The 16225-nt window shown below is 65.3% G+C and carries 13 protein-coding genes; 12 read left to right on the top strand and 1 reads right to left on the bottom strand.

Annotated elements, in window-relative coordinates; all coding sequences use genetic code 11:
• Positions 1 to 2: 2 nt before the first annotated feature.
• Positions 3 to 350: a hypothetical protein gene (locus OG241_RS07945; protein ID WP_319094563.1), complete on the top strand. Its 348-nt coding sequence runs from the start codon at positions 3 to 5 to the stop codon at positions 348 to 350.
• Positions 351 to 414: 64 nt separating this feature from the next.
• Positions 415 to 933: a hypothetical protein gene (locus OG241_RS07940; RefSeq protein ID WP_319094562.1), complete on the top strand. Its 519-nt coding sequence runs from the start codon at positions 415 to 417 to the stop codon at positions 931 to 933.
• Positions 934 to 1574: 641 nt separating this feature from the next.
• On the opposite strand, the gene OG241_RS07935 is transcribed toward OG241_RS07940, so the two are convergent.
• A complete protein-coding gene (locus tag OG241_RS07935) occupies positions 1575 to 2045 on the bottom strand; it encodes a LysM peptidoglycan-binding domain-containing protein (protein WP_405814528.1) in 471 nt (156 codons plus the stop codon).
• A gap of 271 nt (positions 2046 to 2316) precedes the next feature.
• On the opposite strand from OG241_RS07935, the gene OG241_RS07930 reads away from it, so the two are divergent.
• The 10 genes from OG241_RS07930 to OG241_RS07885 all read left to right on the top strand — a co-directional run bounded on the left by OG241_RS07930 (position 2317) and on the right by OG241_RS07885 (position 15919).
• Positions 2317 to 3252 (top strand): hypothetical protein, encoded by a 936-nt coding sequence (locus tag OG241_RS07930; protein ID WP_319094560.1) that lies wholly within the window; start codon positions 2317 to 2319, stop codon positions 3250 to 3252.
• Positions 3253 to 3362: 110 nt separating this feature from the next.
• Entirely contained in the window at positions 3363 to 4409 is a 1047-nt protein-coding gene (locus OG241_RS07925; RefSeq protein WP_405814526.1) for a hypothetical protein, read from the top strand.
• 337 nt (positions 4410 to 4746) lie between these two features.
• A complete protein-coding gene (locus tag OG241_RS07920) occupies positions 4747 to 5988 on the top strand; it encodes an AAA family ATPase (protein WP_405814524.1) in 1242 nt (413 codons plus the stop codon).
• A gap of 110 nt (positions 5989 to 6098) precedes the next feature.
• Positions 6099 to 7784 (top strand): hypothetical protein, encoded by a 1686-nt coding sequence (locus OG241_RS07915; protein WP_405776142.1) that lies wholly within the window; start codon positions 6099 to 6101, stop codon positions 7782 to 7784.
• Positions 7785 to 8191: 407 nt separating this feature from the next.
• Complete coding sequence (locus OG241_RS07910; RefSeq protein WP_405814523.1) at positions 8192 to 8608, top strand: hypothetical protein; 417 nt, start codon at positions 8192 to 8194, stop codon at positions 8606 to 8608.
• 190 nt (positions 8609 to 8798) lie between these two features.
• The gene (locus OG241_RS07905) at positions 8799 to 9152 is read left to right on the top strand and encodes a hypothetical protein (RefSeq protein ID WP_405814521.1); all 354 of its coding nucleotides are present in this window, start codon (positions 8799 to 8801) and stop codon (positions 9150 to 9152) included.
• A gap of 150 nt (positions 9153 to 9302) precedes the next feature.
• On the top strand, positions 9303 to 11210 hold the full coding sequence (locus tag OG241_RS07900) for an AAA family ATPase (protein ID WP_405814520.1): 1908 nt from the start codon (positions 9303 to 9305) through the stop codon (positions 11208 to 11210).
• Between the two features lie 223 nt (positions 11211 to 11433).
• The gene (locus OG241_RS07895) at positions 11434 to 12078 is read left to right on the top strand and encodes a TetR family transcriptional regulator (protein WP_405814519.1); all 645 of its coding nucleotides are present in this window, start codon (positions 11434 to 11436) and stop codon (positions 12076 to 12078) included.
• A 476-nt stretch (positions 12079 to 12554) separates the two neighbouring features.
• The gene (locus tag OG241_RS07890; RefSeq protein WP_405814517.1) at positions 12555 to 12800 is read left to right on the top strand and encodes a hypothetical protein; all 246 of its coding nucleotides are present in this window, start codon (positions 12555 to 12557) and stop codon (positions 12798 to 12800) included.
• Positions 12801 to 13120: 320 nt separating this feature from the next.
• Positions 13121 to 15919 carry a UvrD-helicase domain-containing protein gene (locus tag OG241_RS07885; RefSeq protein WP_405814516.1) on the top strand — a complete coding sequence of 933 codons (2799 nt, stop codon included), beginning with the start codon at positions 13121 to 13123 and terminating at the stop codon, positions 15917 to 15919.
• Positions 15920 to 16225 lie beyond the last annotated feature (306 nt).

Genomic DNA, 16225 nt, shown 5'->3' with positions numbered 1-16225 from the left:
GCATGCTCTATCTCGGCTACACCTTTGAAGCCACCGAATACGCCCACGGCCACCTGGACGATTTCTGGCTCTGGATGGAGAAGCGGGAACCCTGGTTCTATCAGGACCTGGAGATGGTCCGCTGCACCATGTGGCACGTCGAGACCAGGGATTCGGCTCTTCACATCAATCACTACGTCGAATTCGACGACGAACAGGCACTTGCGGAATACCGCACAGCGATCGCGGAAAAGTCGGCGGATCCGTCCTGGGAGGAACGGCGGCTCCAACAGGACGTCTGGTACCGGATCATCGCGCGGTCAATTCACTATTCCCCGCCCGTCGCCTTGGGGTTCCAGGGACGTGGATAACCCCGGGCGGACGGATGTCCGGAACGCGAATCCTCCCGGATCTCGCATATGAAGGAGCGCACCGATGATCCACCCTCACCCAGAAGCGTCCAACTCTGACGAGTTCAAAGGCTTCAACGAAGCCCGGCGCATCATGTGGTGCCATGACGCTCGTGCTCGCGTGTACGAGCGGTTCGAGAAGACGAGCTTCATCGGTGACACGAACGTTGCAGCGGTCCACGTCGACAACACCACCAGGGCGGACCGTGTGTTCCTCGTGGCATTCGACAAGGCCGGCCAGCAGGTCGGCGTCGACACGCTCTACATCGATGAGTCGAATCAACACCTCGACATCGCGGCCGAGTTCGACCACGCCTTCACCGGCATGGATGTCGTGCCGGACTCTCAGCTTGACCAGGCCATCTCTCGGGAGAACGGCTGGGTCGTCAATCTGAAGGTACTGCGCGAGTACGACTCTTTAGCCGATCGCCGGGCCACGCAGCGCGCGGTGTTCCTGGCGCATCTGCAGGACATGATGAAGAACGGTGACGTCCGCGGATTCCTGTTTGGCCGGGGTGAGTCCGATGACACTGATGCGGCGTGAGAGACCACGACCTCGTACCTCAGACGACCCCGTCGGCAGCCTGGCCGGCGGGGTCGTCTGATCTCTGACGCTGTTTCAGTGCTCCGTTTTCGCAAGAGGGGAGGGGATCAGCACAGCTGATCCGGGCGTCGAACCCGGGCCGAGTGCTTTGCGCGGAGACATACCGCGGACCGGCTCACGCCGGTCCCGGGTGACGCCTCGCGGTGAGCCCTACGAGGCCGCGCAGTTCGTCTTCGGCACCTTCGACAATCATGAGCAAACCGCTGAGCACGGAGGACCTCACGGTCAAGTTCCACAGCAACCGCGCCGGCGTCTACCGCGGCGAGACCACGATCTGGCGGGACCCTGAGGGAAGTCTCTACCGCGTCGGCCAGCGTCTGGACCCGGCCGAGTTCGAGATCGCGACCCTCGCCCCCACCGGGTGGGCTGCTCAGCGAGTACAAGCTCGAATACCCGCAGGACTACGCACCGGATGGCATCCGGTCCATGAACGACGAGGTCGAGCAGCTGCATCAGCTGCGTACGCGACTGATGGACCTGCAGGCCGTCGGGGAGCAGGGTCCTCGCCTGAGATGACGACGATGCCCTTACCGCTTCACCGCGATCAGGGCATCGAATCAGGCTCGGTATGTGCCGGGTCGTCACACTGGCGGGACGAGCAGTGAGGCCCATGCGTAGATGAGATCCGGATTCTGGATCTTGTTCGTCTCGACCAGGATGCCGATCGGCACCCCCGTCGTCCCTGAGATCGCGGTGAGCGTATCGCCTGGCTTGATGGTGTAGGGCTTCGCCTTCGGCGCGGGCTTCGCCTCGACTGGTGCACCCGATCCGTTGGGCTTGTCCTCGTCGCCGCGGCCCGGGGTCGGATCCTGACTCGCCCTGCTCTCGTCCTGCTTCCCCGTGCCGCCCTCGCTCGGCGGCTGGGCGCTGCCGCCTCCGGCGTTCTTCTCGCCGGGATTCACCGGTGCCCTGACCGGGGCCTGATTGCCCTGCAGTGCCTGGATGAAGCCGCCGTCGGACGTCGCAAGCTGCGTCAGGCCCCATCCGGCGAAGAGCGCCGCTCCGGCCACCATGACGCTGGCGGCGATGACGGGTCCGTTGCCGAAGCCCATCGGGCCGACGCGACTCCCGGCCGCTGCTCTCGTCTGCGCCGACGGCTTCGAAGCCGTCCCCACTGGCCTCTGAGTCCCAGCCGCCATCCCTGCTCCAACTCCTCTGCAAATAGCACGCACAGCCATTCATGTCCTACATCGACATTCTACTCATAGCCGAACCGAAGTTGATATAATAGGAGATCGGATGGCAGTCCGAATCCTATCCGATAGCCCCCCAATGGACCCCTGAGTCACCGACCGCCAGACCGAACGAAGGAACCGCATCACCATGGCCAACTACCGCATCTCCGCCAGCCAGATCACCGAGGGCAAGAACGTCTTCATCCGCGGGAAGCTCGGCTTCGCCGTACTCGCCCGCCTCATCGAGGGCGCGGAGCTCGTTGCCAGCGATCAGCGCAGGACGAAAAACGGCATGACCCCCGTCGGCAAGCCGCACATCACCGCGACGATCATTCACGCCGAGGTCCAGTGCGCCGATCCGAACAACCCCACCCTCGAAGAACAGTTCGTCTCCGAGCGCCGCTACGACTCCCCGAAGCGGCCCGAAACCGGAGCCAACTACTCCATCGACTCCAAGGGCAGCACTCTGCCGATCATCGCGATCCCTTCTCCGAAAGGCGACGGCACCTACGACCAGGACGAGTCCGGCCAGGAGCTCGCGCAGGGCCTCGACGTCACGCTCGTGCTGCGCACCTACAAGCCGAAGGACTTCAACAACCGCGGCCTGGCCCTCGAACAGGTGATCGTCCACGAGGAGCCGCGCTACTACAATGCCGGCGGCGTCGACCCGGCTGAGCTGGCTGCGCGTGGCATCGTGCTCAACGGCACGCCGCGCCCCGTTCAGACCACTCCTGCCAGTGCTGCCCCTGCCGCCGTCCCGGTGGCGACCGAAGTGGAGGACGGCCTGTCCTTCCCGACCCCGCAGCCGGCATCCGCGCCTGTGGCCGTGGCCGCGCAGGCTCAGGCCCCGGCGACCGCCGTGGCTGCGCCCGTCGCTGCTGCTCCTGCTCCGGTTGCTGTTCCGGTCGCAGCTCCCGCTCCGGCTCCTGCCCAGCAGGAGACCCTGGTGGAGAAGCTTGCGCGCCTGGAGGCCGAGAACGCCTCCCTCAAGGACAACGGTTCGGCGGTGGGTGCGCCGGTGGCCACCGGCCCCTGGGGCGGCTCCGGCGAGGCCCAGCAGGCGGGGATCACCTACCAGGGCTGATCCACGCTGATCATCGATGAGACCCCCGTACGCGCATCTGTGCAGCAGTACGGGGGTCCTGTCTTTCTCTTCCCCTCCTCACGCCTCCGATCGAAAGCGTGCGTCCCACGATGACTCCAGCCGACCCCCATGCCTGGTTCCCGCAGTTTTACGGCAACCCCGCGATCCGCACTCTCGCCAGTGCCTGTCGGTGGACCATCTCCGGACAGATCGGGGACGAGACCCCTGACGATCCCACCAAGCCGCCGAAGCGCAAGGTCCCGATCGACGTACGGCACCTGCTCGCCGGCTGCACCTCCAGCTGTCAGCACGCCGGCCCACTACGCGGAGCCTTCGCCCTGGACGAGACCTGTCTGCTCACTCTCGACGAACTCACCGCGGCGATACCGGAGGCCGCGAACACCGCCTTCTACCTCCAGGCCCAGACTGACGGGCTGCTCGTCCTCGACATCGAGGCCGACTGCCCGTCAGGTGTGGCCGCAGACCTGCTTCGGCTGCCGGGCATCCTCTACTCGGAGCTGTCGATGTCCGGCCGGGGCTTCCATCTCGTCATGCCGCTGCCGGAGAACTTCCACGACTTCCCCGTGGCCGCCGGCAAGCGCGTCCTGCGTGAGGAACACGGCTGGTACGAACTGCTCCTGGACCACTGGTCGACCTTCACCCGCCAGCCGGTGCCCGATCTCATCGTCGCTCGCGTCAACGCAGCAACTAGCGCGCCGGCCTGCGCCTCCATGGAGGACCTCTACGCGCAGCTGGCCGTGAACGCCAGCGAGAGCTCCGGTGCTTCGGCATCAGATGTCGACACCGCCGAGGACATGCCTGACATCCCCTACTCGCAGGCGATCGTCGAGCAGACCCTGGCCAGCGCACGCCATCAGCTCCGGGACCCCGGTGACTTCAACCACGACATGTCCCGCTGGGAGTTCTCCGTTCTTGCCTCGCTCTACGGGTGGATGCGGACGCAACTGCGCGCCTACAGCGCCGTCGGCGTCGAGTACTCGACGGGCGATACCGCGTGGTTGCTCTACAAGGCGGCGGTCGATGTCATCCCTGCACGCCCCAAGCACAGCGAGCGGCGCAACGGCCGGCCCTTCCTCCTCGACCGGGCGGCTGCGCTCGTGGCCGACCGCGAGGCCCGTTCCTCGTCGACCAACTGACTGACGCTCTGTTCCTGCGCCTGCTGCTGCTTCTGGTCCTGGTTCATCTGCTGCCACCGGCAGCGGGTGGGACGGATGGCGGGTGCTGTGACAGTCCCGAGCACAGGTGGGGGACAGTGCTGGATCGCGCGGAGCGCGATCGGGTGGCGATGTGCAGCGGGGCTCCATCGCCACCAATGGCGGGAGCGCAGGTCTCCGCCGGGTTCCGACAGCGCGGCCCGCGCCACAGGACCGTTCACGGCCCATGCAGCCTCGGCGACGCCGAGAGCAGCAGCGCCGTCCTCCGACATCTCTTCTCTTTCTCTCTTCCTCGCCCGCGGACAGAAAAGACATCGCCATGAAGTTCAACGACACCCTGACGACCCTCATCAAGCAGTCGCTCGAGGTCGGCGCGACGCCCGCTCTCATGGGCGAACCCGGCATCGGCAAGTCCAGCTTCGTCGAGGCCCTGGCCTACGCCATGGGCACGCAGGCTTTCACGCTGCCGTGCAACCAGCTCGCCGACAAGGCCGACCTCACCGGTGCACGCCTGGTGCTGTACACCAAGGACGACGGCACGCAGAGCTACAAGCAGGTCTTCTACCCGCACCAGGTGATCCAGGAGTGCATCGACTACGCCGAGATGAACCCGCGTGAGTGGCCGATCCTCTTCCTCGACGAGATCAACCGCACCACCTCGGACGTCACCTCCGGCGCGCTGACCCTGGTCACGCTGCGCCGCATGGGGTACGTCGAGCTGCCCAAGAACGTCCGCATCGTCGTGGCCGGCAACGACAGGGGCAACGTCACCTCGCTTGACGAGGCAAGTCTGTCCCGCTTCGCGATCTTCCACGTCGAGCCCGACGCCGCCACCCTCATGTCCGTCCTCGGCGACAACATGAACCCCTGGGTGAAGACGGTGCTCACGCAGTACCCCGCGCTCATCTTCCAGAAGTCGACGCCCGTGGCCATCGTCGCCGACGGTCAGGACGACGACGACAACGGCAACGTCACGATGGCCGATCTGTTCGACGGCGGCGAGGAGATGAACCAGCTCACCACACCGCGCACCATCGACAACCTGTCGAAGTGGCTCAACGCGGCCGACCCGCAGCAGCTGGCGCAGTGCCTGGCCACCCCGGTCCAGATCGGCGACCGTGAGACCTCGCTGTTGAACGAGGCCATCGAGGCCTACGTCGGGGACACGATGTTCACCACGCAGCTCGTGGCCACTATCGCCCAGGACCTGGCGAGCAATGCCGGCAGCGTGCAGCAGAACCGGGTGAACGTCCCGAAGCCGAACTGCTACCAGAGCCTGAAGGCCGCGGCGACCATGACCGACATGGCCGCGGTCATCGTGACGCTGACCGACAACGAGAAGTCCGGGTCGCTGCTGTACGCGCTCAAGGAGAGCAAGGACAACGCGCGCCTCATCGAGCAGCTGGCCCAGGCCATCACCCAGATCGAGCCGGCGCACACCCGCACGCTCATCGACATGGTGACCAGCCAGCAGATCGACCGCCAGAACCTGGAGGCCTTCATGGAGATCGACGCTCCGATCGTCAACCAGGCCAAGCCGGTCCTCTCGGCCTTCCTCTGATCGCTCGCTCATGGGTGGTGGGGACTGCGGTGGGCTGCCGTCCTTGCTGCAACTCCCCACCGCCGGCGGCGTTCTGCCGCTGCCTTGTCCTCAGAAGGAGACCACGACCCATGACGATCACCGTCACGAACCAGAAGCCGGCCGTACTCGACGCACTGCACACCATCTCGTGCACCGGTGATTACGACCCGATGCCGGCGATCCAGCAGACCCTCATCGACCCGCTGCTGGAGCCGTTGAACCCCAACGCCCCGGCGAGCATCACCGACGCCCAGGGCGCTGATCTGACGGGGGGCATCCCGGATCTGGTCCTGAGCTGCCTCGGCGACACGCTGAACGTGACCAGCGAGCAGACCGTCAAGGAGCTGCTCGGGCAGACCCTGATCAACTTCGACCAGGGCACACCGCTGCCGGTCGCCGAACTCTTCGCCGTCCAGGCCGGACAGCAGAACAAGATGCCCGCACCCTCCCCGCGAGTGCTCTACACCGCGCAGGCTGATGTCCTCCCGGCCGCGAAGGCTCTGCTGGCGGGGACCGGCGACGGGAGCGCCTTCTTCGCCTCGATCGCCTACACCTTCCACCCCGACACCCTCGGATTCTGGTTCCAGTCTTCTGCGGCCTTCGACGACTTCAAGAACTGGCTGTCCCAGCAGACACAGACGATGGCCAGTGCGTTGCCGCCGGCCACCACCAAGCTGCTCAACGACTTCACAACCCTGTCCCTGAAGGGACTCACCGAGTCGCTGCTGGTGCGCAAGGACGACTCTGACGCCAATGATGAGCACTCCTTCGCCCGCGTGCTCGTGCACATGCTCATGAACTACGCCGAGCAGCAGCGGGCTCAGGCCAGCCAGCAGAACACCGCCCCGGACACAGGCGTCCTGCCGTTCACGATCGGGGAGCTGTTCTGCCCGCGCTCCCTCGTCCTGGTCAGCGTCGAGGCCCATGCCCGGGCCAGTGCGGCAAAGATCACGGGGGAGTGGAACCTCATCAACCAGTCGCTGGCTTCGCCGGTGAAGGTCGTCTCGAACACGTCGCTGTCCAAGCTCACGTCGCTGCCTCGGGCCGCCGCCCGGGCCGCCACCCTGGGAGCCAGGCAGCAACCGGGCCAGCCCGGCAGCCGTAGCGCCCAGGTGGCCTTCCGCAAGCAGCCGCCGAGCAAGCTCGACCTGCTCAAGGACATCACCCGTGTGCTGCGCCGGATGGGCAAGGTCATCAAGTCGCAGAACATCTTCCGCACGACGAAGGCGACCTTCCTCAAGGCCAACCGCCGCAACCCGGACGACTTCAACAAGCCAGGCCGGATCACCTCGGTGCAGTACATGCCCGACCTGCACATCTACATCGACACCTCCGGTTCGATCTCCGAGAAGAACTACCAGGAGGCGGTCATGATGCTCATCCAGATCGCCAAGAAGCTCAACATCAACCTGTACTTCAACTCGTTCAGCCACTTCCTGTCCCAGGAGGTGATGCTGCGCACGGAGAACAAGTCGACGGCTCAGATCTGGAAGGAGTTCCGCAGGATCCCGAAGGTGTCGGGTGGAACGGAGTACACGCAGATCTGGCAGTACATCAACGCCAGCCCCGTGCGCCAGCGCAGGCTCTCGCTCATGGTCACCGACTTCGACTGGCTGCCGCCGTCCAAGCGTCAGGACCACCCGAAGAACCTGTACTACGCACCCTGCTCCGCCATGGACTGGTCGTCCATGGTCGACCTGGCAAAACGCTACGCCGACTCGATGCAGCACATCGATCCGAGCATCCGGCAGAGGCTCCTCGGCATGGTCGTCTGACCTTGCTGCACCTCAAAATCCGTCAAGGGCGGTGCCGTCCAACTCTCCTCATCGGCACCACTCTTGACGATCCCTGGCCTCCTCCCATCCATCTGCAGTGCAACTCACGGACACCGATGGTGTTTTCGACGGTCGCAGGCCCAAGGCGATCGCGTTCGGCTCATAGCCTTCGGGAGCGTTGAAGGTCGACTGGCGCTGCACGTCGTCGGTCGAGACGCATGCCGAAAACGGCGCGTCAGTTTCCGTGCGCGTCCATCTGCTGAAGGCGCGGGCACTCATTGGCTCGGCGCTGAACACCTCTGCCGGTACGCCACCCTTCTTCGTACCGGGCAACACCTACGTACACGGGGACCGGGTTCACCGCCCCTGAACTGACGACGCAGCCCTCGACGTCAGAAAGGCAACCTATGCATTGCACCGACACCGAGGCATCCGCTGCACGTGACAGTGCGGCGGCGCTGCGCCCGCTGCTCGACGCCCTCCAACCCGAGATGCTCACCGCGATCCGAGAGACCGTGGCCGGCGCTGAGAAGGCCGCGTGGCTGCGAGTGGTCGCCCGTCGGGTGCGCGCTATCGCTCCGGGCCCGTACGCGGTCGCTGTTTTCGCGAACGTGGGGCCGAAGCTCGGCATGGGGCACGACGACTACAGTGCCCGGAACGTGGACCTGTACGCCGAGGTCGAGGACCAAGACGAGCCGAGCGAGACCTGCGACTTCGACGATGCGGCGCTGACGCGGGCACTGGGCGCGCTGGCGGAACTATTGCGCCCGTCGGACGGCGCGCAACTCGACGTTCACCTGGACCAAGAGGGCGAAGGCAACTGACCAGCTTTGACGCCGTGTTGCGAGCCTGTCGCTTCCCACTCCGGCTGCTCGATGCCTGTGGGCCTGTCAGCTCTCGGCCACCACCCCGCTACCGGGTGCTGATGAACCCATCGTTCACCCGTGGCACCGCCATGGCCCACGTCACCCACGCCTACGGTTTCTGAAACCGAATGGGCTGCTGGTGTCGGTCATGTCGTGGACCGTCACTGAACAGACTTGCAGCATCACAGCTTTCCGAAAGCTCGTGGAACAGCGCGGTGGTCTCGTCGAAGCACTTCCGGCCCGGGTGTTCTCCCAGTCCGGGACGACTGTCGACACCGTCCTCGTCACCATTCCTGCCACCCGACCGGCCGACGCCCGGCCCATGGTCTGGCCTGCGCGCGACATCCCCGCCCAGGACGTGGAGGAACTCGGAGACCCGGCCGACATCGCCTCGGAGATCGTCGCTGATCTTCGTAAGGCAGTCACCGTTTTCGAAGAGGTTGCCGCCGCGCTCACCAAGCCGGCGCCCACCACCGTGCCAGGCGATATCGAGGTCAGCTGACCATGCCGCTCCTCGAAAACCGTCAAGAGCAGTGCCGCTTTTGACGGCCCCTGACTTCCCTCTCACCCATCCGTATCCCTGCTCGGGACACCGTGGCGCATCCATCCAGCGCGCCACCATGCCGAGCGACCCGCACCGAAGGAGGACCCGGTGGGTCTCAGCAACTTCACACCCGGCGGCTCCGACGACGACAAGGGCAACGGCGGTGGCGGCAGCGTCCCTCCGCAGTTCCCGCCCGTGGGACTGCCGTCCAGCGGTGGCAGCGCCGACGACGTCAAGGAGCTCCTCGTCGACTACAACGAGAAGTTCAAGAACGCCGATCCGACCATGTTCCGTGACACGCTCATCGGGCAGGTCCTCTCGGTCGTCATCAGCAAGACCAAGCCCAACGCTCTGCTGGTCGGTTCCGCCGGTGTCGGCAAGACGAAGATCGTCGAGGACATCGCACGGCGCATCGCGCTCGGTGACACCCTCATCCCGGACCAGCTCAAGGACCACACGATCTACGAGCTGCCCATCACCAACATCATCGCCGGGACCGGCGTCGTCGGCTCGTTGGAGGAGAGGGTCAAGGCGATCGTCGCGTTCGCCTCGGATCCCAAGAACAAGGCCATCCTGTTCATGGACGAGATCCACCAGATCACCGGAGGGTCCGGCAGCCATGGCGACGCCGTCGGCCGCAAGATCTCGCAGATCCTCAAGCCGGCTCTTGCCCGCGGTGACATGTCCGTCATCGGCGCGACCACCAGCACCGAGTCTCGGGCCTTCGACGAGGACCCGGCCTTCGCCCGCCGCTTCACCCGGCTCATCGTCGACGAGCTGAGCGTGGAACAGACGCTGGCCGTGATGACCACGGTCCGGCCCGGCCTGATCGCGCACTACCGTTACCAGATCGGGGTCTCCGACGACGTCCTGGCCTCGGTGGTGCAGATCGCCGAAGCAAACTCGCGGGCCGGCCAGCACCGGCCGGACAATGCCATCACCCTGCTCGACCGCGCGATGGCTGACCGGGTCCTGGAGCAGAAGAAGCTCATCGTCCAGGCCGAGAACGCCGGCGACACAGCACTTGCGCAGACCTTGCGGTCCATCCCGCAGGTGCCGCTGACCAACACCCGTGTGCTCGATGTGGCCAAGCGACTGATGACCGGAAACGCCCAGCGCAAGGACCTCGACGTCGCCGCGCTGAGCGCCACGCTCACGAGCCGCCTGCAGGGCCAGGACGACGTGCTCGACACGCTCGCGGACCGTCTGGTCCGCGAAGAGCTCGGCCTGTTCCCGACGAAGACGCCCACGACGTGGCTGTTCGCCGGGGCCTCGGGCGTGGGGAAGACCGAGGCAGTCAAGATCATCGCTGAGGAGACAACCGGCGCCGAGCCGATCATCCTCAACATGACCGAATTCCACAGCGCATGGTCGACGTCGAAGATCATCGGCGCGCCTCCCGGGTACGTCGGATCGGACTCCAACCAGGAGCTCCCGTTCGACACGCTGGAGTCCAACCCCCACCGGGTGATCCTTCTCGACGAGTTCGAGAAGGCCGACAAGGCCGTGCAGCGCCTGTTCCTCTCTGCGTTCGACGAAGGCTACATCCGCAACGCCCATGGCAAGATGCTGGACTTCTCCAAGGCCCTGGTCATCTGCACGACCAACGCCGCCCGTGATTCGCTCGACGGCAAGATGATCGGCTTCGGCAACAACCCGAAGACCATCTCGACCCAGAGCCTCAACAAGACACTGGAGCAGTTCTTCGACGCCGAGCTGCTGGGCCGGTTCTCACTGGTTGTGGGGTTCAACCCCATCGACCGTCAGACCTACCGGCAGATCATGGCCGCCGACTACGAGCGGCAGCGTGAACGAATCGTCGAGGCCAAGCCGCGGCTGGCCCAGGCGCTGCCGGCGTCGATGCCCGACGACGAACTGCGCGCCATCGAAGAGACCACCTACGTGGACTCCCAGGGGGCGCGGCCAGCGCGCAAGGCTGTTCGCACCTGGATCGAGGACCACCTGCTCGCTGCCCAGACCGGCGGCACAGCCTCGGTATCCCCGTCGGACGACTGAGCAGCCGTCCGCATCGCACCGAGGGTTCCTGTTCCGGGTGTTGCGGAACAGGAGCCCTCGGCGTCATGTCCGTCGACGACATCACAACGCCGCTGGCCCCTGACCAGCATCGCGGGGGCGAACACGCTCCCGCGTCAGGCGGCCGTGGCCTGGATCAGACGCGGCCGCCGCCGGCCCGGCTCCGAGGGGCCAGCCGGTGCCACCCCACTTGACAGGAAGTGAAATGACCGAGGAGATCCGGACCACCGCAGGGCGCCCGATCGGGGCACGCGGCCTGAAGACTCGCAGCCAACTGCTGCTCTGTCTCAAGGAGTTGCTGGCCGAACACGGCTATCACGCGACGAGAGTGATCGATGTCGCCCGTCGCGCGCGTACCTCGCCCGCGACCTTCTATCAGTACTTCGCAGACGTCGACGCGGCCGTCCTGGACCTGGCACGGCCCGTGGCGCAGGAGGGAAGCGACGGACTGATCTACGCGGAGATCGGCAGTGGGTGGGGCGGCGGGCGTCACGCGGCCGGGAGCACGGTGGACGCCTTCTTCGCGTTCTGGCGGGAGCACGAGGTGGTCCTGCGGGTGGTCGACCTGCGGGCGGCCGAGGAGGACAGCCGGTTCACCGAGATCCGCCGCCGTATGCTCTCCGGTCTCCTGGGGCACCTGGAGTACGCGATCACCGCTCGTCCGTCATCACCCGGTGCGGCGGACGAATCCTTCGCTGCGGCCGAGGCGCTGACGGTGCTGCTTGCCGCGGCCGCCGGGCGCCAAGACCCCGAGACAGCGGACTCACAGGTGGTTCGCCAGATGCTGGTCGAAATCGTCGCCCGGGCCGTATCCGGCGGAACCGCCGCCGTCCAGCTGCCGACTGCGTGACCCCTCAGGGACGCGAGTCGAGCACGCGATGTCCGACCGGCGACACGCTCGCGGTCGTGATGTGGTGCGCCAACCCCGGCCCAGACGGGCGGGGTACCCGCCACAACCCTCTCAGGAGTACCGCGTTGGCCGTGACCGCCAATGTGATCGACACGCTGATCGGGCGGCCACGGGCCAGCGACGGCTCCGGCCAGCCCACACCTGGCAGGACCGCCCTTCCCCACCAGCCGACTTCAGCGCCCCGCCTCCCGGCCGGGCACCACCGATTCCACTGCCCATGGGCAGTGCAAAGGACGTCCGTCATGCCACTGTCGCTCTCTCAGCTTGAGAAGCACCTGCTGGGCGCCGCCGAGGTGCTGCGTGGCCCGCTGAGACGGCACCAATAACAGGACTATCTGCTGCCGCTCGTCTTCCTGAAGCACGCCGGCGACGTACCTCGCCCCCCACGCCCTCATTTCTCAGAAAGGGGGACAGCCATGTCCACCATGCTCCCCGAACCTCTGCTCCAAGAGCACCGAAAGCGAGCCATGGAGCTCTCTGCTGCGGCCCGAGCGAACCTCACCACCCGTGTCCGGAGCACCGATGAATTCCGCGAACTGGGCCTCATGCTCGGCCTGGTCGAGGTTGATTCCGCAGGCTCCCTCGTCACGGCCTGTCCCTGGGATCTCGATGCCGACGATGCTGCCGTCGATGGTCCCGACCGGCGCTCGGACTCGACCTAGAAGTGAGATGAGCTGCCGCTGATGAACGACCGCGCGCCTGGGTAGCGCGCGGTGTCCGGGGTATGTGGCTTCGCCACATACCCCGGATTCAGGGGCCTGACGGCCCCTGACGGGTGGGTTGAGAGGAACACGGGCGGGGCTCGTCGGCTGACGAGAGCCCCGCCCGTGTTCGTACCCGCGCCCATGACCAGCCCCGTCGCTGCGCTTTTCGCTCGCCTTCGAGCATTCGACTGACTATTCATTCTTGTCTTAATTGCTGTGCGACGTTTTCTATACCTTCTCTCAACCCGCCTCTCGATCCACTGGAGAAAGGCAACGACATGCCTGTCCTGCTTGATGACCTCGACCTCTCGGCCAATGCCGTTGCCCAGAAGGCTGTCGACCCGAAGTTCTTCTCCTCGAAGCTCACCGGCAACGGCAAGAAGATCGGCCTGCTCAACGAGTCCCTGCTGCCGGTCAACACTGCCACCAACACCGCCTACGCCATGGCCACCGACATCGAGGTCAAGCAGAGCTCGACACAGCACGACATCACCACGACGTCGATCCCGCTCGCGCCGATCACGCGCCGCGCCCTGAACGCCGGCGGGTCCTTCACTCTGCCGAGCCCGCACGCCGACGACCGCTTCGCTGTGGACACTTCGTCCAGCCAGTTCGACAACTGGGACGTCGTCTTCGACATGACCCCGCAGGCGCTCGTGTTCTACGAGGACAAGTCCGGCGGCAAGTCCACGCGCGACCTCGTCATTCAGTACCGGATGGAGCTGTACCTCTTCAAGAAGGGGCTCCCCGAGCCCGAGTACGCGACCGCCGTCTCGCGCTCGGCCGGCTACGGCAACCACGACGCCGCCGTCTTCCTGCAGTGGGACACCAGCCCGCTGGAGAACGCCCGTGACTACGTCCAGGACGTGCTCACATCCGCCGGCCTGACGGCCTCCAGCCTCGGCGATGAGTTCGAGGACTGGATGCGCCAGTACTCGATCTACGAGCGCATCACGCGCCTGGCCCAGATCTGGGACTCCGAGGTGATTGCCGACGAGGTCTGCCGCTACATCCAGGACATGCCCGCGGGCCCGACGGAGCAGCAGCTGAACATGCTCGCCGTCCAGCTGCGCTACCTGGAGAACTACAACGTCCCGCTGGAGGCCTACCGCCGGATCCACAAGCAGGTGGATGCGACCTTCTCCGACCAGATCGCCGCGAAGCTGTCGAAGCAGAACCTCAGCCTGCTGATGAACCACACGCTCGACCATCTGGAGCATATGAAGCCTCAGCTGATCGTGCCTGCTCAGCCGGCCACGCCTCCGAATCTGCCGCCCCACCTGTCCAAGCAGCAGCTCGACGCGCTCACCACGCACGAGCCGCTGGTGATGACGCAGGCGGGAGCCGGCACCGGCAAGTCGACCGTGATCCTCGAACGGATCAAGTACCTCGAGGTCTGCGGTGTCTCCGCCTCGGACATCACGGTGCTCTCGTTCACCAACGCCGCTGCCGACAACATCACGGAGAAGAACCCGGACGTCGGCTCGATGACGATCGCCAAGATGATCATTGACATCTACTCGATGAACCACCCGAGGCACAAGGTCTCGGCGATCGACACGATCATCAACTCGATCGACATCTTCTACCCGAACAGCAAGTTCGCGGCGACGTTCCGCCACCGTCTGCTGGAGCTCGACCAGAACAGGACCGGCGCGTTCACTGCCCTGAACACCTTCGTCGAGAGCCACTTCGACGAGGTGATCGCCCTGCTCGACCGCATCGAGCAGACGTCACTGGAGCTGCAGATCATCATCTGCTACCAGAAGATCGACGACATGGCCGAGCCGGCCCACGTGCAGTCGAAGTACCTCATCATCGACGAGGTGCAGGACAACAGCGTGTTTGAGTTCATCTACGTGCTGAAGTACATCACCAAGCACGCTCAGTCGCTGTTCATCGTCGGCGATGCCTCGCAGACGCTGTACGAGTTCCGCTCGGCGAACCCGCGCGCGCTCAACACGCTGGAGGGCTCGGGGGTCTTCGCGACCTTCAAGCTCACGACGAACTACCGGAGCAACCAGGAGATCCTGGATTTCGCGAACGTCGTGCTCGGCGGACTGGAGACCAACCAGTTCGCCAACATCCAGCTGCAGGCGAACTCGCTCGCCATGCCCACGGCGGACTCGTTCCAGGAGAAGGTCACCCTGGAGTACCGCGAGGTGGCCAGACTCACCGGGTTCGTCACCCAGGACCTGCAGGCGACCGTGCGCAACACGGTCATCCCCGACTACGTGGACAAGTGCCTGGACCGGGGCGAGCAGGTGGCCTTCCTGGCCTACTCACGCCGCGAGGTGTCCCTGATCCAGGATGTGCTCGAAAAGCGCTACCCGGACCGCCGCGTTGCCTCTCTGGTCAGCGATCGGGTCTACGCCACGGACATCTTCTCGAAGTACATCAAGTTCTTCTGGAACGATGTCCTGCAGGCACAGCCGGCCAACGCCGCGTTCGTGGTCTCCCAGGGGATCAAGGACAACATGGACAAGCTGGCGAAGAATGCCGCCAACGCCAGCGTTGAGAAGGCGATCCTGCGCACGATCTCCGAGTGGTGGATCGAGAACAGCACGACCATCAACGGATGGGTCACGCTCTGCCACCAGGGCACGCTCACGCACGTGGCGTTCTTCGACCGGCTGCGCGACAACCTGCTCTCCTTCGAGATTCGACGGAACCAGCAGAAGCTGAACATCAACAAGCAGAAGAACCAGGAACGCAAGCGGAAGAACCTCGAGTCCAAGGCCGACCTGGTCGTTTCAACGATCCACGGTGCCAAGGGTCTCGAATTCGACAACGTTGTCGTCCTCTACAGGGAGGACACGAAGATGACCCAGGACGTCAAGCGGATGTTCTACGTCGCCTTCACCCGTGCCATGAAGAGCCAGTACGTACTCGGTTACGGCACCGTGAAGAACCCGCCGATCCAGAGCAGTTACGAGCAGATCGTGACGGCTCTGACCGAGCGCGACAAGAGGAACGCCGCTCGCGCCCTCGGCATCGATCCGGACCTCCTGGACGACAACGACAGCGCTGCTCCTGGCGATACCGATGACCGCTCCGCGGTCACCGCGGCCGTCTGACCAACCGCCGCCACCTCATGTCGCAGGGGCGGGTGTTCTCGACGAGAGGCACCTGCCCTTGCGGTCTTCCACACGCCACACCCCTGAATGACCCAGCCCCCAACTGGTCACACCATGACCGTGTTAGGGCGCCCGGCACGAAGGCGTACGACGGACCGCTCGCCGAGAGCCACGCCGAAGCCTGGCACCACCTCGACCAATGAGCCATCCACGGCGAGGTCCTCTTCGCCGTCACCGCCCTGGCAGAACGCCAGGTACAGCCAGCCGCACCCGTCATGTCCCCTTCCCGCACAGAGACCTAGACGG

The sequence above is a fragment of the Streptomyces sp. NBC_01390 genome, from assembly GCF_045040105.1.
Taxonomy (GTDB): Bacteria; Actinomycetota; Actinomycetes; order Streptomycetales; family Streptomycetaceae; genus Streptomyces.
Note: the sequence above shows the minus strand (reverse complement) of the source record. Positions and strands in the feature narration are given on the sequence as shown.

What these genes read in the sequence shown, in the direction of transcription:
- OG241_RS07945 (WP_319094563.1), top strand. Translation starts at nt 3, where the DNA reads ATGCTCTATCTCGGCTACACCTTTGAAGCCACCGAATACGCCCACGGC.
- OG241_RS07940 (WP_319094562.1), top strand. Translation starts at nt 415, where the DNA reads ATGATCCACCCTCACCCAGAAGCGTCCAACTCTGACGAGTTCAAAGGC.
- OG241_RS07935 (WP_405814528.1), bottom strand. Translation starts at nt 2,045, where the DNA reads ATGGGCTTCGGCAACGGACCCGTCATCGCCGCCAGCGTCATGGTGGCC.
- OG241_RS07930 (WP_319094560.1), top strand. Translation starts at nt 2,317, where the DNA reads ATGGCCAACTACCGCATCTCCGCCAGCCAGATCACCGAGGGCAAGAAC.
- OG241_RS07925 (WP_405814526.1), top strand. Translation starts at nt 3,363, where the DNA reads ATGACTCCAGCCGACCCCCATGCCTGGTTCCCGCAGTTTTACGGCAAC.
- OG241_RS07920 (WP_405814524.1), top strand. Translation starts at nt 4,747, where the DNA reads ATGAAGTTCAACGACACCCTGACGACCCTCATCAAGCAGTCGCTCGAG.
- OG241_RS07915 (WP_405776142.1), top strand. Translation starts at nt 6,099, where the DNA reads ATGACGATCACCGTCACGAACCAGAAGCCGGCCGTACTCGACGCACTG.
- OG241_RS07910 (WP_405814523.1), top strand. Translation starts at nt 8,192, where the DNA reads ATGCATTGCACCGACACCGAGGCATCCGCTGCACGTGACAGTGCGGCG.
- OG241_RS07905 (WP_405814521.1), top strand. Translation starts at nt 8,799, where the DNA reads ATGTCGTGGACCGTCACTGAACAGACTTGCAGCATCACAGCTTTCCGA.
- OG241_RS07895 (WP_405814519.1), top strand. Translation starts at nt 11,434, where the DNA reads ATGACCGAGGAGATCCGGACCACCGCAGGGCGCCCGATCGGGGCACGC.
- OG241_RS07890 (WP_405814517.1), top strand. Translation starts at nt 12,555, where the DNA reads ATGTCCACCATGCTCCCCGAACCTCTGCTCCAAGAGCACCGAAAGCGA.
- OG241_RS07885 (WP_405814516.1), top strand. Translation starts at nt 13,121, where the DNA reads ATGCCTGTCCTGCTTGATGACCTCGACCTCTCGGCCAATGCCGTTGCC.